General features: G+C 70.5%; 18 protein-coding genes. 8 read left to right on the forward strand and 10 right to left on the reverse strand.

Going from position 1 to position 19473, the window contains the following annotated elements; translation table 11 throughout:
- Window positions 1–274 precede the first annotated feature (274 nt).
- The 5 genes from pyrE to ACFY2Q_RS19440 all read left to right on the forward strand — a co-directional run bounded on the left by pyrE (window position 275) and on the right by ACFY2Q_RS19440 (window position 4266).
- Window positions 275–799, forward strand: coding sequence for an orotate phosphoribosyltransferase (gene pyrE / locus ACFY2Q_RS19420; protein ID WP_387131949.1), 525 nt, complete (start codon window positions 275–277; stop codon window positions 797–799).
- Between the two features lie 32 nt (window positions 800–831).
- A complete protein-coding gene (gene pyrF, locus ACFY2Q_RS19425) occupies window positions 832–1551 on the forward strand; it encodes an orotidine-5'-phosphate decarboxylase (RefSeq protein WP_387131951.1) in 720 nt (239 codons plus the stop codon).
- A gap of 81 nt (window positions 1552–1632) precedes the next feature.
- Window positions 1633–2271, forward strand: coding sequence for a class I SAM-dependent DNA methyltransferase (locus tag ACFY2Q_RS19430; protein ID WP_387131954.1), 639 nt, complete (start codon window positions 1633–1635; stop codon window positions 2269–2271).
- Window positions 2272–2691: 420 nt separating this feature from the next.
- Entirely contained in the window at window positions 2692–3129 is a 438-nt protein-coding gene (gene coaD / locus ACFY2Q_RS19435) for a pantetheine-phosphate adenylyltransferase (protein ID WP_387131956.1), read from the forward strand.
- Window positions 3130–3342: 213 nt separating this feature from the next.
- Window positions 3343–4266 carry an AEC family transporter gene (locus tag ACFY2Q_RS19440; RefSeq protein ID WP_387131959.1) on the forward strand — a complete coding sequence of 308 codons (924 nt, stop codon included), beginning with the start codon at window positions 3343–3345 and terminating at the stop codon, window positions 4264–4266.
- Between the two features lie 46 nt (window positions 4267–4312).
- Here the strand turns inward: ACFY2Q_RS19440 and ACFY2Q_RS19445 are convergent, their stop codons facing one another.
- Window positions 4313–4951: a TetR/AcrR family transcriptional regulator gene (locus ACFY2Q_RS19445; protein ID WP_387131961.1), complete on the reverse strand. Its 639-nt coding sequence runs from the start codon at window positions 4949–4951 to the stop codon at window positions 4313–4315.
- Between the two features lie 125 nt (window positions 4952–5076).
- On the opposite strand from ACFY2Q_RS19445, the gene ACFY2Q_RS19450 reads away from it, so the two are divergent.
- Window positions 5077–5856, forward strand: coding sequence for an SDR family NAD(P)-dependent oxidoreductase (locus ACFY2Q_RS19450; RefSeq protein WP_387131963.1), 780 nt, complete (start codon window positions 5077–5079; stop codon window positions 5854–5856).
- Complete coding sequence (locus tag ACFY2Q_RS19455; protein WP_387131965.1) at window positions 5853–6314, forward strand: nitroreductase/quinone reductase family protein; 462 nt, start codon at window positions 5853–5855, stop codon at window positions 6312–6314. Before ACFY2Q_RS19450 ends, ACFY2Q_RS19455 begins: the two co-directional genes overlap by 4 nt.
- A gap of 378 nt (window positions 6315–6692) precedes the next feature.
- On the opposite strand, the gene ACFY2Q_RS19460 is transcribed toward ACFY2Q_RS19455, so the two are convergent.
- The 4 genes from ACFY2Q_RS19460 to ACFY2Q_RS19475 form a co-directional block, all read right to left on the reverse strand.
- The gene (locus ACFY2Q_RS19460; RefSeq protein WP_387131968.1) at window positions 6693–8903 is read right to left on the reverse strand and encodes a glycoside hydrolase family 3 N-terminal domain-containing protein; all 2211 of its coding nucleotides are present in this window, start codon (window positions 8901–8903) and stop codon (window positions 6693–6695) included.
- Between the two features lie 152 nt (window positions 8904–9055).
- Entirely contained in the window at window positions 9056–9922 is an 867-nt protein-coding gene (locus ACFY2Q_RS19465; protein ID WP_387131971.1) for a carbohydrate ABC transporter permease, read from the reverse strand.
- A complete protein-coding gene (locus tag ACFY2Q_RS19470; RefSeq protein WP_387131974.1) occupies window positions 9919–10848 on the reverse strand; it encodes a carbohydrate ABC transporter permease in 930 nt (309 codons plus the stop codon). The genes ACFY2Q_RS19465 and ACFY2Q_RS19470 overlap by 4 nt, the downstream gene beginning before the upstream one ends.
- A 65-nt stretch (window positions 10849–10913) precedes the next feature.
- The gene (locus ACFY2Q_RS19475) at window positions 10914–12098 is read right to left on the reverse strand and encodes an extracellular solute-binding protein (protein ID WP_387131976.1); all 1185 of its coding nucleotides are present in this window, start codon (window positions 12096–12098) and stop codon (window positions 10914–10916) included.
- 287 nt (window positions 12099–12385) lie between these two features.
- Here ACFY2Q_RS19475 and ACFY2Q_RS19480 point away from each other — a divergent pair, with 287 nt between their 5' ends.
- A complete protein-coding gene (locus tag ACFY2Q_RS19480) occupies window positions 12386–13366 on the forward strand; it encodes a LacI family DNA-binding transcriptional regulator (protein WP_209274173.1) in 981 nt (326 codons plus the stop codon).
- Window positions 13367–13388: 22 nt separating this feature from the next.
- On the opposite strand, the gene ACFY2Q_RS19485 is transcribed toward ACFY2Q_RS19480, so the two are convergent.
- From ACFY2Q_RS19485 to ACFY2Q_RS19505, 5 genes are all read right to left on the reverse strand, one after another.
- Window positions 13389–13853, reverse strand: coding sequence for a MaoC family dehydratase (locus tag ACFY2Q_RS19485; RefSeq protein ID WP_387131978.1), 465 nt, complete (start codon window positions 13851–13853; stop codon window positions 13389–13391).
- Window positions 13854–13869: 16 nt separating this feature from the next.
- Entirely contained in the window at window positions 13870–15018 is a 1149-nt protein-coding gene (locus tag ACFY2Q_RS19490; RefSeq protein WP_387131981.1) for an acyl-CoA dehydrogenase family protein, read from the reverse strand.
- Between the two features lie 53 nt (window positions 15019–15071).
- On the reverse strand, window positions 15072–17855 hold the full coding sequence (locus ACFY2Q_RS19495; RefSeq protein WP_387131984.1) for an AAA family ATPase: 2784 nt from the start codon (window positions 17853–17855) through the stop codon (window positions 15072–15074).
- A 51-nt stretch (window positions 17856–17906) separates the two neighbouring features.
- On the reverse strand, window positions 17907–18518 hold the full coding sequence (locus ACFY2Q_RS19500; RefSeq protein WP_387131986.1) for a TetR/AcrR family transcriptional regulator: 612 nt from the start codon (window positions 18516–18518) through the stop codon (window positions 17907–17909).
- A gap of 94 nt (window positions 18519–18612) precedes the next feature.
- A complete protein-coding gene (locus tag ACFY2Q_RS19505; protein ID WP_387131988.1) occupies window positions 18613–19356 on the reverse strand; it encodes an SDR family oxidoreductase in 744 nt (247 codons plus the stop codon).
- Between the last annotated feature and the right edge of the window lie 117 nt (window positions 19357–19473).

A 19473-nucleotide genomic window follows, 5' to 3' on the forward strand; every position in this document is an offset into this window, starting at 1 on the left:
CACCATGCACGAGGGCAGGCCCGCGGTAGGATCGGCCACCATCATCGAGGCGTCGAATGCACGCTAGCCTCGGGGGGATCGTTAGCCAGCAGCTACGTGACGGTCGTGTCGGCTGCCCGGAAGCCTGAATCGATCGCGGCGTCGGCCGTGGTGAGTGTCCGAGCTACGGCAAAGGTTCGGCGACGTGTGAGTACGTGTACGTGCCGATGGCTTCCGTCGACCTGGCCCTGGGCGGGGTGGTTTGCTCGACCAGGCGGAATGCGAGGCTGAATGCATGACTTCCCCGCTCGCTCGTCGCGTCTACGACGCCTGCCATCTGACCGGCCGGTTCCGCCTCCGATCCGGGCAGGTGAGCGACGAGTACTTCGACAAGTACCTGTTCGAGGCGCAGCCCGTCCTATTACGCGAGGTGGCTGAGGCGATGGTCGCTCTGCTGCCGGAATGCGACGTGCTGGCGGGGATGGAGATGGGCGGCATACCGATCGCCACCGTGATGTCGCAGCTGACCGGGCTGCCGACCGTCTTCGTCCGTAAACAGGCCAAGGAGTACGGCACCGGCAAGGCGGCCGAGGGCGGTCCCCTGGACGGCCAGCGCGTCGTGGTGATCGAGGACGTGGTGACCACCGGAGGGGCGTTGCTGGCATCGTGCCGGCAACTGCGGGCCAGTGGCGCCAGGATTGACTGGGTGGTCTGCGCCATCGATCGCGAGCAGGGTGGACGCGAGAATCTGGCAGCCGAGGCGCTGCATTTGCGCGCTGCCCTCACCCGTCGCGACCTGGAAGCCTCCCTGCCGGCGTGACAGCTGCGCCGCGGAACCCGCAGGATCAGCGCGTGGACACCCGTCGCATCATCGTCGCGCTCGACTTCGACACCGTTGACGACGCCGAGGCGATAGTCGACCGCCTGGGTGAGGCCGGCCAGTCGTACAAGGTGGGCCTGGAGTTGCTGACCATCGCCGGCCCGACGCTGGCAACCAGGCTGGCCGGCGAAGGCAAGGATGTCTTCCTGGATCTCAAGCTGTTCGAGATCCCGACATCTGTCGCGGGTGCGGTCCGCGCCGCCGGCCGGCTCGGGGCGACAATGGTGACAGTGCATGCCATGGGAGGCTCCACAATCATGGAGGCCGCCGTACGCGCGGCCGCCGACTTCCCGCACCTGCGCGTCATCGCGCTGACCGTCGTCACCAGCCTCACCGACACCGACCTTGTCGCCATCGGGCTGAGCACCACGATCGAGGAGCAGGTCATCCGTCTGGCCCGGCTGGCCCAGCGCGCCGGCTGTCACGGAGTGGTGGCCTCGCCGCAGGGCGCGACGTTGCTGCGCGCGGAACTCGGTCCGGACATGCTGATCATCACTCCGGGTGTGATGCTGCGGGCCGAGTTGGCCGCCGGGACCACAACCGAGCACGCTCGGCCGGCGCATCCGACGGCCGCGATCCGCGCGGGCGCGACCCACATCGTCGTCGGCCGCTCGCTGACCCGCGCACCAGACCCGGCAGCCGTCCTCGCCCACCTCGCAGGCGAGTTGGCTGAGCTCCGTACACACAACTGACAGCCGCGACAGGCGACGCATCGCAGCACGTCAACACGCGACGGCGCGCTCGGCCAGGTCGCTGTCGCTATCCTGCAGCGCATGGCCGTACCCGGTTGGCTCGACGACACCCGGACCTCCTACGACACCGTGGCGGTCAGCTACGCCGACCTGCTGCGCAACGCTCTCGCCGAGGAGCCGTTCCAGCGGGGCATCCTTGCGCTCTTCGCCGAACTGGTGCGCGCCCAAGGCAACGGGACGGTCGCCGACGTGGGCTGCGGCCCGGGCCGGATAACCGCGTACCTGCACGGCCTCGGCCTGGACGCATTCGGTGTCGACCTGTCGCCCGCGATGATCGGGATCGCCCGGCGGGACCACCCCGGTCTCTGTTTCGAGGTGGGGTCCATGACTCACCTCGATCTGGTCGACGGCGGTCTGACCGGCATCCTCGCCTGGTTCTCCCTGATCCACGTCCCCGACGACGAGGTGCCCGCAGTGCTCGCCGAGTTCCACCGAGTGCTGCGACCCGGCGGCGTCGTGCTGCTCGGGTTCCACGCCGGCGACGGCAGTCGACTGAAGACGGAGGGCTACGGCGGTCACCCGATGCACGTCCACGTGCACCGCCGTCCGCCGGACCGGGTCGCGGCCTGGCTGGACGCCGCCGGCTTCACCGTCGAGGCCGAGATGACGCACCGGCCAGCCCCGAATGTCGAGGGCGGCTTCGTCTTCGCCCACCGCTGATCATCGCCACGGCGGACCGCTGTGACCGGCTGGGACCCGAGGCTCCCCGCCGGGGCCGCGCCGGGGGCGGGCTCCTTCTACCGTGAGGACATGGGATGGTATCTCCTGCTAGCTGGCATCGCGCTCGCAACGGGCCTCACAGTCCTGATCCGCAGGCGCCGAAGCCGTCGCCCACAGAGCGTCCAGGAGAAGGCGGCGGCCGCGCGGTCCGCCATGCGTGCCATACGCCGTAGATCGCCGCGCCCTGGTCGCGACATCTTCGAGCGGGGCCGAGGCGTCCCCGACCGACATTCCGCCGCCATCGCAGAGAACGCTGCCTATGGTGACGCTGCAAACTTCGATTCAGGCGGTGGCGGAGGAGGAGCAGACTGACGAGCGACGTGCGGGCAGATGAGGACGGCGGCGGTGGCACACGGTTCGTTGGCGGTCTATCCCGGTACGTTCGATCCGTTCACCCCGGGGCACCGCGACATCGTGGCCCGGGCCCGGGTGATGTTCGACCAGCTCATCGTGTTGCTGGCGGTGAACGCTGACAAGCAACCAACCGACGAGGCCACGGCGAGGGCCGTACGCGTGCGTGCTGCCCTGCCGGCAGCCTGGGGCAATGTCGAGGTGGACACCTGGACCGGCCTGACCACTGCCTACTGCCTGCGCCGCTCTGCCACGGTCATCGTCCGCGGCGTGCGCACGGCCGCGGACCTTCGCTACGAATACCAGCTCGCCGCGATGAACGAGCAACTCGGCATTCAGACGGTCTGGATGCCAGCCCGTCCGCAGCTGGCCGCCACGTCGTCAACCGTCGCACGCGCATACCGCTCGGCGCAGTCCGCCCGCCCGTCACATGACGCAGAGGAGTGACGCCCGGTCGGCGGCAGATCCGTGCGCCCGGCCTTGACGACGGTCCGTTGGCCCGTCGCCGAGCCGATGTTGCGGATGAGTGGGATGTTTGCGCGGTCCGGACGGGATGCGAGGCTGAACGCGTGGCTTCCCGATCGACGTACGTGTGGACGGTCCCCGGCTGTCCGGCGGTCTGGTAGGCACCGTGGACGTCCGCCCGCCGGTGACGCTCGTATGAGCTTGGTGTCGGCGTTCGTACCGATCTGGATCCTTACCGCAGTCGGCTACTCGGCCTCTCGGTGGGGCCTGCTGGGCGAGGCGGCGGCGTCAGTGCTCGGCCGGTTCGTGTTCCACCTTGCGATGCCGGCCGCCCTGTTCCTGGCCCTGTCCCGAATGCCGCTTTCCGGGTTTGCCGGCCGCTCGCTGCTCGCCTTCGGGGTGAGCACCGCCGCGGTCGTCGGGTTCGGGTGGGTCGGCGCGAGCTGGCTGTTCGGCCGCGAGCCCGGCGAGCGGCCGATCTGGGGCATGGCCGCCGGGTACGTCAACTCGGCGAACGTCGGCATCCCGATCGCAACACAGATTCTCGGCAACGTGTCGTTCCTGGCGGAGGTGGTGCTGCTACAGGTGCTGGTGGTGACGCCCGTGATCCTGGTCGCCCTGGACCGACACAGCGACCCGACCGGGCGGGTACGGGTCCGCCGTATCGCCTCCCTGCCCGTACGCAACCCGGTGATCCTGGCGTCGATGCTCGGTGTCGCGTGCTCGGCTGCCGGTGTGCATCTGCCGTCGGCGGCCGACGCGTCGCTCACCCTGCTGTCGGGCGCCGCGGTCCCGGCCGCCCTTGTCGCGCTCGGCGCGTCGCTGCACCCCGCGACCCCATCGCGGGCAGAGCCGGCCCAGCCGGCCGAACTGGCCGTGATCACCGCGCTGAAGCTCGTCGCACAGCCGGTCATCGCGTACGTCGCCGGGCTGGCCTTGCACCTGTCCGCGCCGCAGTTGCTCGCCGTGGTGGTGTGCGCGGGCCTGCCGACAGCGCAGAACACGTTCATCTACAGCCAGGAGTACGGCGTCGGCGAGGCAGTGGCCAGCCGGGCGGTGGTGGTGACCACGACGCTGTCCATGGCCACCCTGGCTGCGGCGGCGGCGCTACTCGGATAGGCCCGTCGGCGGCCTGCGCGTTCCCGCAACAGACGCGGTGACGACCTTACGGGTTCCGGTGGTGAACATCGGTGCCATACCGCGCAACCATGGTTCGGACGGCTTCTTCCACGACCGCTGTCGTGCGGGCAGGGGTCACCGTCCAGTCCGGGACCAAAAGACTCGGCCAGAACAGGTAGTTCGAGATCATCCCGAGGAACTGCGTAGCGGCCATCTCCGGGTCAGCGATGTCTGCGGCTCCTGCGTCGCGCTCGGCCAGGAGGTAGACCCGGACGGACTCGAAGTACGGCAGTTTGCCCTGCGAGAAATGCGCCTTGGCCAGTTCGGGAAAGCGTGGCAGCTCGGCGATGACGATGCGAAACAGGTCGGTCATCCCCGGCTGGCTCAACAGCGTCGCGTAGCGCCGTCCCAGAACCGTCAGGCCGGCCGTGAGATCACCGGCGGGCGGCACGTCGGCGACGTCTTTCTCGGCCCACGAGTCGATGACTATGGCATCGAACAACGCTGCCTTTGTCGGAAACTGCTTGAACAGCGTCGCCTTCGACACGCCAGCACTCTCGGCAACACGCGCCAGTGATGCCCGGTCGTAGCCCAACTCGAGGAACAGCTCAGTAGCGGCCCGCACGATGAGCGCGCGCTTCTCCTCCGCCACGCGCTGGTGATAGGCCGACGGCGCTGGGGTCATGCGCCCATCATAGCGAGGTGAGTGGGTTGACTCACCAACCGCCGGGGCGTAACTTCGGGTGGTGAGTCGATCGACTCACCACCCGGTCTCGGGTTGTCATCCCTCGTACGTACTCGGAGGATCTGATGTCCCGCTTTGCCGATCAGACCGTTCTCGTGACCGGCGGCACCGGTGGGCAGGGGGCCAGCCACGTTCGCGCCCTGCATGCCGAAGGCGCCAACGTCGTCATCGGTGACATCAATGCCGAGCGTGGTGCTGGCCTCGCCGCGGAGTTGGGAGAGCGGACGCGTTTCGTCTGCCTCGACGTGTCGCAGGAGGAGTCGTGGGCCGCCGCCGTCAGCGAGACCGAGAAGGCCTTCGGTGCGCTCACGATCCTGGTCAACAACGCCGGGGTGCAGAACCCGCCGGCCCTCATCGAGGCCACCCATTTGGCCACCTGGGCTCGCATCCTCGACATCAATCTCACCGGCACCTTCCTCGGCATTAAGGCAGCCGCCCCGGCGCTGCGGCGCGCGGGAGGAGGATCGATCGTCAACGTCGGCTCCACCATGGGCATTGGCGGTACCGCCTTCTACGCGCCCTATGTCGCCAGCAAGTGGGCGGTTCGAGGGCTCACTCAGACCGCTGCGCTTGAGTTGGGCCGCGACAACATCCGCGTCAACGCGATCCACCCCGGCGTTGTCGCCACTCCGTTCATCACCGAACCGGCGGCCGGCAGCGACGCTCCGATCGCCGACTTCTACTCACCCGAGCCGTTCGCCGTCCCCCGACTCGGGCAGCCGGCCGACATCACCGCGCTGCTGCTGTTCCTCACATCGCCGCACGCGGCCTTCATCACCGGCGCCGAATATGTCATCGACGGAGGACTGCTCCTCGGCCCCGCACTGCAGAGAGAGGCCGCATGAACACCGCAGACCCGGATGGTGAGCACAGCGAGCTTGACCCGCTTGCGCACCTGCCGCACGAGATCAGGCGTGCCATCAGGATCACGCCCGCGGCCGGAACCCGCGATCGAATCGTGGACATCACCACCACTGGCCGGCGCACCGGACGACCCCGCCGCATTGAGATCTTCTTCTATCGCGCCCACGGCGCAACCTATCTGTGCAGCGGAGCGGGCGGAGGCGCGACCGGCTGGTACGCGAACCTACGAGCGAACCCCGCTTTCACCTTCCACCTCAAGAACGGCATCAGAGCGGACCTGCCCGCGCGGGCGACCACCGTCACCGATTCCACGGAACGAGCCGCGGTGATCGCGGCCATCGTCGATGACCTCAACCAGCCTCACGACCCTGGCACCATCAGGCCGACCCATCCAGACGACTGGGCCGCCAGCAGGCTGATGCGAATCGACTTCGACTGAGCCGCCTCGTGGGAGCACGCACCCCAGGCACAACGAGGCCATCGGCTCGAACCGGGGCGCCGATCGGTGAAAGCGATGGGGCGGCGACGGAGCGGGCGGTCAGCGGTCGCGTGGCTCTTTCGGGAACATGCCGAGCGGCACCGTGCCGGCGATGCGGCAGCTCCTTCAGGACATCTCCGCGCTCGCAAGTGAGTACAACCCCATCGTCGGCGGCGACCAGCGATGAACAGGTTTCGTCCACGAACGCGGAAGAGGTACGGAGCCAGAATCCGATCGGCCCAACGCGACTGGACAACCTGGTTTCACGTCGGTCTGGGTCAGCGACGCCGGACGTCCGTAGCGGTCCGCCGACGTCCCTCAGACGACGGCGGACCGGCCTCAGCGGACGTCGGCGGTGCTCCAGCGTGGGGAAGCGTTGGTGACCGCGACGGTGTCACCGACAAACGTGGTCACCGCCTCGGTGGCACGCTGCGCGCTGGTACCGACCCAGACCTCGACGTCGCCGGGCTCCACGACGCGGGTGAAACTGCGATCGGAGAACGCCAGGCGGGTGGTGGGGACCGTCAGCTCGACCGTGACGGACTGGCCCGGTGCGAGGTGGACCCGCCGGTAGCCGAGCAGCTGCGCCACCGGCCGGGTCACCGAGGCCACCAGGTCGCGACCGTAGAGCTGGACCACGTCGTCGCCGGCGACCGTGCCGGTGTTCGTCACCCGCACCGTAACGGCCACCGCCCCGTCGGTGGGCACCGTGGCGGGCACCGTGAGATCGGTGTACGCGAAGGTCGTGTACGACAGGCCGTGGCCGAACGGCGCCACGGGCGTCGCCGGCAGGTTCGTCACCTCGTTGCCCGCACCGAGGGTGGGATGCAGGTAGGAGTACGGCTGCGCGCCGGCCGACCCGGGCAGGGTGACCGGCAGCCGGCCCGACGGGTTGACCCGCCCGGAGAGCACCCCCGCGATAGCGCCGGCGCCCTCCTCACCCGGGAAGAACGCCTGCACCACCGCCGCACAGCCCTCGAGCGCCCAGCCGAGGGCGTACGGCCGACCGGTGAGCAGCACGAGGACAACCGGCGTGCCGGTCGCCCGCACCGCCTCGACCAGGTCGCGCTGGACGCCGGGCAGCTCCAGGTCGTCCCTGTCGCAGCCCTCCCCGACCGTGCCGCGCCCGAAGAGGCCGGCGTGGTCGCCGACGACCAGGACCGCGACATCGGCGGCGGCGGCCGTGGCGACAGCCTCGTCGAAGCCGGACCTGTCGTCGGTGTCCACGTCACAGCCGCGTGCCCAGGTGACGAGATCGTCGCCGAACTCGGCCCGTACGGCGTCGAGCACGGTGGGCACCTCGATGCCGGTCTCCACGCCGGGGTGCTGGACGAGGACGTGGTTGAGGAAGGAGTAGCACCCGAAGAGCGCGCCCTGCCGGTAGGCGTTGGGGCCGATGACTGCCAGCCGCCGCCCCGCCGGCAGCGGCAGCGCGTCCCGGTTGGTGACCAACACGATCGACTCCTCGGCGAGCCGGCGGGCGATCGCCCGGTGCTCGGGCGAGTCGAGGTCGATCGCCGAGGGCGGCTCGTCGTCGAACGTCGCGTCGAGCAGACCCAGGTCCTGCTTCTGGCGCAGCACCCGCAGCACCGCGCGGTCGAGGAGCGCCTCGTCGAGCGTGCCCGCCCGCACCGATTCCCGCAGGGTCAGATAGGCGTCGCCGGTCGGCAGTTCGACGTCGACACCTGCCGTCAGCGCCTGGCCGGCTGCCTCGGCGTGGTCGCCCGCAACGTGGTGCAGCAGGTTCAGGAACGCGACCCCGTAGTAGTCGGCCACCACCGTGCCGTCGAAGCCCCACGTGTCGCGCAGGATCCCGGTCAGCATCGTCGGATCGGCGGCGACGGGCACGCCGTCGATCTCGGCGTACGAGTGCATGACACTGCGGGCGTCACCGTCGAGGATCGCCATCTCGAACGGGACGAGCAGCACGTCGGCCAACTCCCGGCGGCCCATGTGCACCGGGCCGAAGTTGCGCCCCGACTGCGAGGCGGAGTAGCCGGCGAAGTGCTTGAGGGTGGCGTGCACCCCCTGCGACTGCAGCCCGCGCACGTACGACGTGCCGATGGTGCCGACCAGGTACGGGTCTTCGGCTATGCACTCGTCCACCCGACCCCAGCGGGGGTCACGGATGACGTCGAGCACCGGAGAGAGCCCCTGGTGGATACCCAGGGCCCGCATCGAGGTGCCGATCGCCGCGGCCATCTCGGCGACCAGGTCGGGGTCGAACGCGGCGCCCCAGGCCAGCGGCGTGGGGAAGGTTGCCGCCTTCCACGCCGACAGCCCGGTGAGGCACTCCTCGTGGACGATCGCCGGGATGCCGAGCCGGGTGCCCGTGACAAGCTCCCGCTGGAACTTCCACAGCCAGGACGCGCGTGCCGCCGCGTCCACCGGGCGGGTGCCGTAGGCGCGGGTGAGGTGACCGAGCCCGTGCCGGGAGAAGTCCCCGAGCTTCACGTCCTCGCCGAACTCCCCCTGCAACGGCGCGACGGCCTCGCCGTCCTCCTTCTCCCAGAAGCCGACGATCTGAGCGATCTTCTCCTCGATCGTCATCCGGCCGAGGAGATCGCGTACGCGTGCCCCGCCGTCGTGCCCATTCGGTCGACCGTGGTCCGGACCTGTTTGAGCCGGTGCCGGCCCGTCCACCAGTGCGTGGACCTCAGTCATGCTGTGCCTTCCTCTGGTTGTGCTCGTACCGCTGCCGCTCAGCCCTTGACCGCACCCTGAAGGCCACCGACGATCTGCTTCTCCGCGAGCGTAAAGAAGAGCAGCGCCGGAAGCATCGCCAGCGAGGTGAAGGCGAGGACGCCTGCCGTGTCGGTGGTGTACTGGCTGGAGAAGTTCTGCACCCCCAGCGGCAGGGTGTGCAGGCTGACGTCGCTGAGGACGAGCAACGGCAGCAGGAACGCGTTCCAACTCGCCACGAACGCCAGGACGCCGACGGTGACGAGCGCGGGCCGCGACAGCGGCATCACGATGCGCCAGAGGAACCCGAGCCGGCTCGCACCGTCGATGGCGGCGGCGTCCTCCAACTCCTTCGGGATCGCCGCCAGGAAGGGCCGCAGGATGACGATCGTCAGGGGCAGGGAGAAGGCCACCTGCGGGAGGATGACCGCGTAGTAGGAGTTGGTCAGGTTCAGGTCCCGCAGCATGAGGTAGAGCGGCAGGATCGCCGCGCCGGCCGGAAACAGCAGGCCGAGTGTGAAGAAGGTGTAGAGCCCCTCGCGCCCACGGAAGCTGTAGCGGGCGAGCACGAACGCGGCGGCCAACCCGAGCACGACGACGGCGAGTGTGGTGCCGAGGGCGATGACCGCGCTGTTGAACGCCTGCTGCCAGAAGTTGCTCTGGGTCAGCACCCTGGCGTAGTTGTCCCAGACGAACGGGTCGGGCAGGCCGGCCGGGTTCGCGACGATCTGCGGGGTGGTGCGGAAGCCGCCGATGACCACGTAGACGACCGGGGCGATCGACACGGCCGCGATCGCGAGCGCGATCGCGTAGGTGAGCGGCGCGCCCCAGGACACCTGACGGCGCCCGGCGGACGGGGAGGGAACGGAGTTCACAGCCATCGTCACTTCACCTTTCCGGTGATGGCGCCCTCGATGTCGCGGCGGAGCAGGAACCGCTGGAACAGCAGTGCCGCCACGAAGGAGATGGCGAACAGGGTGACAGCCACAGCGTTGCCGTAGCCCCACAAGCGGGCGAAGAACCCGTTGTCCACCATGTAGGTCGCCATGGTGGCCGACGCGCCGAGCGACCGCACTGCGGGCACCGAGGTCACCCAGATCATGTCGAAGATCTGCAGTGAGCCGATCATGGACAGGAACATCCAGATCCGGATCGTCGGGCCGAGCAGCGGAATCGTGACGTGCCGTTGAATCTGCCACCAGCTCGCGCCGTCGATGGCCGCCGCCTCGGTCAGCTCGTCGGGCACGTTGGACAGCCCGGCGAGTAGCAGGATGATGGCGAAGCCGACGTACTTCCAGGTGAGGATGGCCAGCAGCGTCCAGATGACCAGGTCCAGGTCCGCGAGCCAGGGCTGCACCAGACTGCCCAGTCCCAGTGACTCCAGCATCGCGTCGACCGTGCCGCCGCCGGTCAGGAGCAGCTTCCACATGATGCCGACGGTGACCTCGGCGAGCACGTACGGCACGAACACCAGCAGGCGGAACACGGAGCGCCCACGGAATCGGCGGTTGAGCAGCAGGGCGATGGCCAGGGCGATCGGGCCCTGGATCAGCAGCGACCCGAACACGATGATGGCGTTGTTGCGCAACGCGTCCAGGAAGATCGGGTCCTGGAAGGCGAGGGTGTAGTTCCGCAGGCCGACGAACTCGGTGGGGGGCCCGACGCCACGCCACCGGTAGAGGCTGTAGTAGACCGCGAAGCCCATCGGCACCAGCACGAACATCACGTAGACGGCGATGGCCGGCGCGGTGAGCCCGATGATCTCGTACCACTTGCGGCGTGTGTCGGCTCGGCGGGCGGATGGACGCCCCACGCGGTGGGGGCCCGCCGGCGACGCGGAAGCGTCGCCGGCGGACGTACGGATCTGGTTGGCGGAGGTCACTTGCTTGCGGCCGCCTTCATCGCCGAGACGACCTTCTCAGGAGTCCCGTTACCCGCGAAGATGGCGACGACCGCGTCGTTCATCGCGGTGCCGACAGTGCTGCCGTAGGCCGTGTCCAGCCAGAGCTGGACGTAGCTCGCGTTGGCCGTGGCCTCCAGGATGGACTTAAGCGCGGGGTCCGTCACACCGTCGGCCGCGCCCTTGACCACAGGCAGGCCGGTGCCGGTCTCGGCGTAGCCCTTCTGCACCTCGGGGCTCACGATGTACTTGAGGAACTCGACGCACTCGGCGGGGGCGTTCTTGGCGCAGGAGAAGCCGTCGCCACCACCGAGGGCCGCCTTCGGGTCACCCGGGGAACCTTCGATCGCCGGCACCGGGAACCAGCCGAGGAACGAGGCGAGCTTCGCCTTGTCCGTGGCGACGGTGTCCAGCGTGCCGCGGTTCCAGTCACCCATGAGCTCCATCGCGGCCTTGCCGTTGGCGAGCATGCCGTTGGCGCTGGTCGGGTCGTTCTGGCCCGGCGTGGCGATGAAGTTGGGCTGGAACGGCTTGGTGTCGATGAACGCCTTCAGGTCCTGGCCGGCCTTGACGAAGCACGGGTCGTCGAAGACCTTGTCGGTGGACGCCTTCTTGAGCGTGTCGACCGAGCAGGCACGCAGCGCCATGTTGTACCACCAGTGCGCGGCCGGCCACTTGTCACCGGCGCCCACCGCGATCGGGACGACGTTGATCGCCTTGAGCTTGGTGACCGCGTCGTTGAGCTCTGCGAAGGTGGTCGGCGGCGCCGCGATGCCCGCCTGAGCGAACATGTCCTTGTTGTACCAGACGCCTTCGATGCCCATCCGGAACGGCAGGCCGTACTGCTTGCCCTTGACCTGCCAGATCTCGGCGGCGCTACCGATGTTGCCCACCTCGGTCTTGACCTGGTCGGTGATGTCCTTGAGGTAGTCGGCCTCCACCTGCTCGACCATCTCGCCGCCACCCCAGGCCTGGAAGATGTCCGGCGGGTCGCTGCTCAGCAGCGCGGCGGGGAGCCGGGTGCGCTGGAGTTGGTTCGTCTCGATCGCCTCGATCTCGATCTTGACGGTCGGGTGGAGCGCGGAGAAGTCCTTGGCGACCTTCTCCCAGTAGGTCTTGCCGGGCCCGTCCTGTGAGGCGTTGTGCCACCAGGTCAGGGTCACCGGGTCCTTGTACAGCTCGCTCTGAGGGGCTGCCTCTTCGCCGCCGCCGCTGCACCCGGCGACTACGAGAACACTTGTCATTAGTACTGCCAGAACGGCACCTGCGCGGCGCTTCGTTGCCATCGATGTCTCCTCGACTAGTCAGTCGCGGTACTCGGCCTGCGGCGAAGTTTTACAGTCACGTAACTTGATGTCAATCGGTATCGATAACGTTTTCGATTCACTCGCGACGGGTCGCCGCCGACGGCCCTATCATCATCGGCGTGGTGTTTCAGCAGCGCGTCAAGATGTCAGATGTCGCACGCACTGCCGGCGTCTCGGTTGCCACCGTATCGAAGGTTGTCAATGGACGATACGGCGTGGCCCAGGCAACCGTGGAGCGCGTCCAGCAGGTCATCCACGAGCTCGGCTACGAGGCGAGCCTGGGGGCGCAGAGCCTGCGCAGCCACCGCACCAACGTGCTCGGCATCCTGGTCGCCGAGTTCGAGCCGTTCTCGACCGAGCTGCTCAAGGGGGCGTCCCAGGAGGTCGCGGGCAGCGGATACCAGCTGTTGGCCTACTCCAGCGGCGACGGCGAGGGCGCCGCTGTGGGGTGGGAGCGGCGCTCGCTCGCCCGCCTCTCGGGCACTCTCATCGACGGGGCCGTGATCGTCACGCCGACCGTTGTCGAGACCAAACACAGCTTCCACGTCGTAGCCGTCGACCCGCACACCGGGCCTTCCGACCTGCCCACCGTCGATTCGGACAACTTCGCCGGCGCGGTGCTGGCCACCAACTACCTGCTGTCCCTCGGCCACCGGCGGATCGGGCACATCAGTGGACGGGCCGACCTGAAGTCGGCGCAGCTGCGCGAGGCCGGCTTCCGCAGTGCGATGGCCGACGCCGGCGTTCCGGTGGACGAGCGGCTCGTCCGCGTCGGCGGGTTCCGGATCGAGAGCGCCGCCGGCACGGCCGCGGAGCTTCTCGCCCTCACCGACCGGCCGAGCGCAATCTTCGCGGGTAACGACCTCTCCGCGATATCCACGATGGACGTAGCCCGCGACATGGGCCTCTCGGTGCCCGACGACCTGTCGGTGATCGGCTTCGACAACGTACCGGAGTCGGCGCTGGTCAACCCGCCGCTGACGACCATCATGCAACCGCTGCAGCGGATGGGCGCCGAGGCGTTGCGCCTACTCATCGACCTGATCGCCGGCGTCGAACGTGACACCCACATCCGGCTCCCCACCGAGCTGGTCATCCGCTCCTCCTGCCGCCCGCGCCACTGACACCCGCACGGCGGCACGAGGGTCAGCGATCCGTGCGGGGGTAGAGGCGGCTGATCGTTTCGGCGACGCAGACCGGCTTGCCGCCCCCGTCGGTCTCGACGGCGACCGTCACGACCAGTTGCACACCGCCGCTCACCGGGGACACGTCGGCGATGGTGGCGGTGGCCCGTACGGCAGTGCCGACCCGCAGCGGCGCGGGGAAGCGCACCCGGTTCAGCCCGTAGTTGACCCCCATCGCGATCCCCTCGACCCGGTAGAGCTGCCCGGCCAGCGCGGGCAGCAACGACAGGGTCAGGTAGCCGTGCGCGATCGTGCCACCGAACGGCCCTGACGCCGCCCGCGCGGGGTCGACGTGGATCCACTGGTGGTCGTCGGTGGCGTCGGCGAAGAGATCCACCCGGCTCTGTTCGATCCGCTGCCAGGGGCCGGGGCCGATGGTCTCGCCGACCGCGGCGGCCAACTCGTCGAGGGAGGTGAAGACTCGCATCGGGTGTCCTTTGGGGTCAGAAGGCGTTGACGCCGGTGAGCGCGCGTCCGATCAGGAGCTGCTGGATCTGGCTGGTGCCCTCGTAGAGGGTGGCGACCCGGGCGTCACGCAAATACTTGCCGACCGGGTACTCGTCGATGTAGCCGTACCCACCGAAGACCTGGACCGCGTTGTTGGCGGCGCGGACGGCGGCCTCGCTGGCGAAGAGCTTGGCCATCGACGCCTCGGTGGCGAACGGCTGGCCGCGGTCGATCAGGTCGGCCACCTGCCAGACCAGCAGACGGGCGGCGGCCGTGTCGACGGCGATGGCGGCGAGCAACTGCTGCACGAGTTGGTGGCCGGCGATCGGCTTGCCGAACTGGGTGCGCTGCCCGGCGTAGCGGACGGCCGCGTCGAGGCAGCCCTGGGCGATGCCGACGCAGCCGGCGGCCACCGACATGCGGCCCTTGGCGAGGGTGGCCAGGGCCAGCCGGAAGCCGCCGCCCTCGTCGCCGAGGCGGGCCGCGTCGGGCACCCGTACGTCGTCGAGGCGCAGCTCACCGGTGGCCTGCCCGCGCAGGCCGAGCTTGCCGTGGATCTCCCGGCGGGTCAGGCCGGAACTGTCGGTGGGCACCAGGAACGCGGTGATGCCTCGGTGCCCGGGACCGCCGGTGCGCGCGAAGACAAGGGCGACGTCGGCGGTGGTGCCGTTGGTGATGAACATCTTCGTGCCGGTGAGCAGCCAGTCGTCGCCGTCGCGGACGGCGCGGGTGCGCAGCGCGGCGGCGTCCGACCCGCTGTCGGGCTCGGTGAGCGCGAAGCAGCCGAGCGCGGCGCCGGAGCAGAGCCGGGGCAGCCACTCGGCCCGCTGCGCCGCCGAACCGTGGGCGGCGATCGACTTGGCGACCAGCCCGAGCGAGACCGAGACGATGCCGCGCACCGCCGAGTCGCCACGGCCGAGCTCTTCCAGGACCAGGCAGTATGCGAGGTGGTCGCCGCCGGAGCCGCCGTCGGCCTCGGCGATGGTCAGCCCCAGGAAGCCCAGCTCGCCGAGCACGCCGACGATGGCCGGGTCGACCGACTCGTGCCGGTCCCACTCGGCGGCGTGTGGCAGCAGCTCCCGGTCGGCGAACTCGGCGGCGAGCTGGCGGACGGCAGCCTGCTCGGCGGTGAGGGTCAGCTCCATGGCGAATAAACTAGCGGTGATAGTTTACGTCGTCCAGAGCGGACGACGAGCGGTCACCTGTCGGAGGCCAACCCGGCGTGCCGCTCGGTGGCGAACGCGCGGGCCAGCTCGGTGCGCGATCGGATGCCCAGCCGGTGGAACACGTTGCGCAGGTGGTGGTCGACAGTGCGGGTGGAGAGGAACATCCGGGCCGCGATCTCCCGGTTGGTGGCCCCCTCCGCGACCAGTTGGGCAATCCGCAGTTGCTGCCCGGTCAGCAGCCGGGCGGCCGGCAGATCCGGCGGGCCGACCGACTCTCCGGCGGCCCGCAGTTCCGCCGTGGCCTGCTCGGCCCAGCGACTCGCCCCGAGCAGCGTGAACGTCTCGCGGGCCTGGTGCAGGTGCCCCCGGGCGTCGCGTGGGCGACGGCTGCGCCGCAACTCCTGACCGAAGAGCAGCTCGGTGCGGGCACGTTCGAACGCGCCGGCCTCCGTCGGGTGCAGTCGTAGCGCGGTGCGGAACTCGCGCTCCGCCTCGGCGCCGCCGCGAGGTGCGAGCAGCGCGTGACACCGGGCCGACAGGGCCTTTCGCAACGGGCTCGCGGTGCTGCTGGCCCACCTGTCGAAGACGGCGAGCGCGGCCGTCGCCGCCGGTCGGTGCGCCAGGTGGGCGGCGGCCTCCACCAGGTACGGGGTCGCCATCACCTGGACGAGCACCTGACCTCGCCCGGTGCCGAGTCGGGCCAGCGACGCCAGCCGGGTTGCCGCCTCGGCATGCCGACTGTCGGCCAGGTCGAGGACGGCAAGCGCCCACGCCGCAAGCGCGTGCGGCCGGCTGCCCGGTGTCGGGGCTTCGCCGATCTCCCGGATCCGCCGCAGGCTGGCCTCCCGATCGGCCCGGACGGCGGCGAGCACGGCGAGCATGCCCAGGTGGACGTTGGCGCAGTTGACCTGACCGGCGGCACGGGCGACCCGCAGCCCGTCCCGGGACGTCTCCGCCGCCGCCTCGTGCCGGCCCAACCAGTACTCGGCGACCGCCCGCAGCTCCAACGCCCGGGACAGCATGGACAGCTCGCCCCGCTCCCGGGCCAAACCGGCGGCGCGCTCGGCGAGCCGGTGCGCCGCGCCGTCCACTGCCACCACCAGACCGGCCGCCGCCGCGCAGGTGAGCGCGGTAGGGGTCAGCTCCGGCCCGGTCAACCGCCCACCCAGGACGACCGCCCGACGCAGCGCCGGACCGGCCCGCTCATGGTCGCCCCGCAGTGTGGCCGCCACCCCGGCGACAAGCGAACTCGCCAGCTCGACCGCAGGCCGATCGTGCGGGCGACGCAGCGCCGCCGCCTGGCGGCCAACCTCCGCGTACCGGTACTGGTCGCCCGCGAAGCACACCGCCTCGCCGGCCCGCGCCAGCGCCTGCACGGCCAGGGCCCGGTCGGTGGCCGCCACCGTCGCAGCGGCGGCCAGCAGCGTGGACGCCGCGCCCGAGGCGGCGTCGCAGCGCAACTCCAGCTCACCGCGCAACAGGTAGGCGTGCCCGGTGACGGCGGGGTCCGTGCAGGTCGCGTGAAGTCGGTCGAGCAGCAACCGGGTCCGACCGGGCAGACCGGCGGTCCAGGCGTACCGGGCGGCGGCCAGGAGGCGGCTGGCGGTGTCGCGCGGGCTGTCGCTGAGTTCGGCGGCTCGACACAGCGCGGCGGACGCCAGGGCCCAGTCGTTCGGACCACCGGCCGCCGCCGCCTGCTCCAACTCGGTGGCGAGGGCCGCGTCGGTGCCCGTCGTCGCGGCGGCGAGGTGCATCGCCCGGCGCAGCCGCTGCCCGTCGAGGACACCGGCGAGCAGCCGGTGCGCCGCTCGCCGCTGCGCGAGCGGCGCGCTGGCGGCGACCATCGCCCGGGCCAGTGGCTGCGGAAACGTGACGCCGCCGGGCTCGATGCGGACCAGCCCGGCTTCCTCCGCCGGGGCGAGTGCCTCGACGGCCACGCCGGCGGCGTCGGCCACGCGGGCGAGGGTCGTCGGCTCACTCGAATCGTCGAGCGCGGCGAGCAGCAGCATCTGGCCGGTGTCCGGTGGCAACCTGTCGAGGCGTGCCCGGTAGGCGCGGCCGAGCGCGCCGTCGGCCGGTGGCGCGGCGGGTAGCGGCTCCTCCCCCCGCCACTGCCCCGGGCTCAACACCTCGGCGAGATCCACAAGGGCCTGCGGGTTGCCGCCGCCGACTCCTGCGAGAGTGACCGCCACCGGCGCGGCGGGTCGCTCCGGCAGCCGGTCGGCCAGGACGGCGATGCTGTCCCGCTCGCTCAGCGGCCCGAGCCGGCACGTCGCGACCCCGTCCACAGTGGCAGTGACGTCGGCAGTGAGCAGGACGGCGACCGGCAGGTGCCGCAACCGGCGGGCCACGAACGCCAGCACCTGCGCGGTCTGCGGGTCGCCCCGGTCGACGTCGTCCATGGTGGCCAGCAGCGGACGCTCTCGGGCGGCGGCGGCGAGCAGCCCGAGCACGGCCACCGAGAGGGCAAGCCGCCGGTCGGGCGGGCACGTCTCCCCGTCCAGCGCCCGACGCAGCAGGTGCCGCTGCGGCTCCGGCAGGTCGGCGGTCCGGTCCCGCACCGGGTCGAGCAGGCGTTGCAGGCCGGCGTACGGCAGCGTTGCCTCCTCGGGCAGCCCGGCACCGGCCAGCACGACACAGCTCTCGGCGTACCGGTGGGCGTAGGACAGCAGCGCCGTCCGGCCCGACCCCGGCTCTCCGTGCAGCAGCAGGGCTCCGCCGCCGGCGGTCACGCCGTCGAGCAGGCTCCGGACGTCCCGGCACTGGTCATCCCGGCCGCGCAGCACAGTTATTTGCACTCGTGATGCAGTAACCATGCGTCACAGTGTCACTCATCGATAAGCGGATGGAAAGAGGACAGGGCGGGATCAGTCGACCGCCACCTCGGCGAGCAGGGCGCCGACCGTCCGGGCCATCACCGCCCGCGCCTGATCCACGCCCAGCCCGAGGCCATAGCGCAGCATCGACCAGGCCGGCCACATGCTCGCCGCGACAAGCGCGTTGAGCAGTTGCTCGCGCCCCGACCCAGCCTGCGCCAACTCGGCGGCGAAGAGCTGCTCGACCTCGTCGCGTACCCGGTCGATGTGCTTGAGGCGGTTGAGGTGCAGCTGGTCCGAGACCGGCTCGCGCATCTGCGCGGCCCGTGCCGACGGCGCGATGAGCTGGAGCAGCCGGGCCCGCTGCCGGCAGTACGCGTCGACCCGCTTGGCCAGCGGCAACGCCGGAGAGATCGGCCGGTAGGCGGCATCCTGCTGACGCAGCACCTCCACGCCGCTGGCCTCGAAGAGGGTCTCCATGTCCTTGAAGTTGGTCCAGAGCGTCCGCAGCGAGATGCCGGCCCGTTCGGCGATGCGCTCGCCGGTCGGCCGCAGGTCACCCTCGGCGATCAGCGCCAGGTGCGCCTCGACGATGGCCGCCCGGGTGCGCTCGGCTCGGGCCGTACGCCCGTCGACCCGTCCCGGGGCCTCGACCTTGTTCATCCGCCCCCGCCCCCTCACCGCCACGGCGTCCCCCGACGCATGGCCGAGTTTAGACCGGCGATGATCAGGCAGTTCCGGGCGGCCACGGGCCGGATCACCCGGACCGGCCGGACAGCGTGACGCCGCCGTCGCAGACGATCGTCTGCCCGGTGATCCAGGCGGCGTCGGCGGAGGCCAGGAAGGCGACAGCACCCGCCACGTCGTCGGCGACGCCGAGCCGACCGAGTGGGTACCGCGCGGCGACCTCCTCCTCCCGGCCCTCGTAGAGCGCGGCGGCGAAGCGGGTCTTGACCACGCCAGGGGCGACGCCGTTGACCCGGATCGCCGGCCCCAGCTCCACGGCGAGGCTGGCGGTGAGGTGGTTGAGCGCGGCCTTGCTCACCCCGTAGAGGGCGATGCCGGGTGACGGCGCGAGCCCCGCGATCGAAGAAACGTTCACCACGCAGCCGCCCCGGTCGGCCATGCCGGCGGCGCACACCTCCTGCACCCAGCCCAGCGCGGCGATCAGGTTGACGTCGAGGATCTTGCGCGCCGCCGCGAGGTCCAGCTCGACAAGCGGGCCGTGCACGGGGTTGATGCCTGTGTTGTTGACCAGGAGGTCCACCGGCCCGAACGCCGCGCTTACCTGCCGCACCGCCTCGGCCCGGTGTGCGGGGTCGTCGGCCCGGCCGGGGACGGCGACCGCGTACGCGGGACCACCGAGGGCGGCGACCGCCTCGGCCAACGCCTCCGGGCGGCGGGCGGTGATGCCCACCCGCGCGCCCTCGGCCACCAGCCGCCGCGCGATGGCCAGCCCGATCCCCCGGCTGGCGCCGGTGACGATGGCGACGCGATCCACGAGCCTACCTGATTCTGCATCCACAGTGCAGATAGTAGGAGTGGTGATCGGTGTCGGTCAACGCCTTCCCGGCGGCACCGCCGACAGCCTGGAGGCACCCCGGACGGCCTGGACGCA

This window comes from Micromonospora sp. NPDC000316 (assembly GCF_042898885.1).
Lineage (GTDB): Bacteria > Actinomycetota > Actinomycetes > Mycobacteriales > Micromonosporaceae > Micromonospora.

What these genes read in the sequence shown, in the direction of transcription:
- pyrE (WP_387131949.1), top strand. Translation starts at nt 275, where the DNA reads ATGACTTCCCCGCTCGCTCGTCGCGTCTACGACGCCTGCCATCTGACC.
- ACFY2Q_RS19430 (WP_387131954.1), top strand. Translation starts at nt 1,633, where the DNA reads ATGGCCGTACCCGGTTGGCTCGACGACACCCGGACCTCCTACGACACC.
- ACFY2Q_RS19440 (WP_387131959.1), top strand. Translation starts at nt 3,343, where the DNA reads ATGAGCTTGGTGTCGGCGTTCGTACCGATCTGGATCCTTACCGCAGTC.
- ACFY2Q_RS19445 (WP_387131961.1), bottom strand. Translation starts at nt 4,951, where the DNA reads ATGACCCCAGCGCCGTCGGCCTATCACCAGCGCGTGGCGGAGGAGAAG.
- ACFY2Q_RS19450 (WP_387131963.1), top strand. Translation starts at nt 5,077, where the DNA reads ATGTCCCGCTTTGCCGATCAGACCGTTCTCGTGACCGGCGGCACCGGT.
- ACFY2Q_RS19455 (WP_387131965.1), top strand. Translation starts at nt 5,853, where the DNA reads ATGAACACCGCAGACCCGGATGGTGAGCACAGCGAGCTTGACCCGCTT.
- ACFY2Q_RS19460 (WP_387131968.1), bottom strand. Translation starts at nt 8,903, where the DNA reads ATGACGATCGAGGAGAAGATCGCTCAGATCGTCGGCTTCTGGGAGAAG.
- ACFY2Q_RS19480 (WP_209274173.1), top strand. Translation starts at nt 12,386, where the DNA reads ATGTCAGATGTCGCACGCACTGCCGGCGTCTCGGTTGCCACCGTATCG.
- ACFY2Q_RS19485 (WP_387131978.1), bottom strand. Translation starts at nt 13,853, where the DNA reads ATGCGAGTCTTCACCTCCCTCGACGAGTTGGCCGCCGCGGTCGGCGAG.
- ACFY2Q_RS19490 (WP_387131981.1), bottom strand. Translation starts at nt 15,018, where the DNA reads ATGGAGCTGACCCTCACCGCCGAGCAGGCTGCCGTCCGCCAGCTCGCC.
- ACFY2Q_RS19495 (WP_387131984.1), bottom strand. Translation starts at nt 17,855, where the DNA reads ATGGTTACTGCATCACGAGTGCAAATAACTGTGCTGCGCGGCCGGGAT.
- ACFY2Q_RS19500 (WP_387131986.1), bottom strand. Translation starts at nt 18,518, where the DNA reads ATGAACAAGGTCGAGGCCCCGGGACGGGTCGACGGGCGTACGGCCCGA.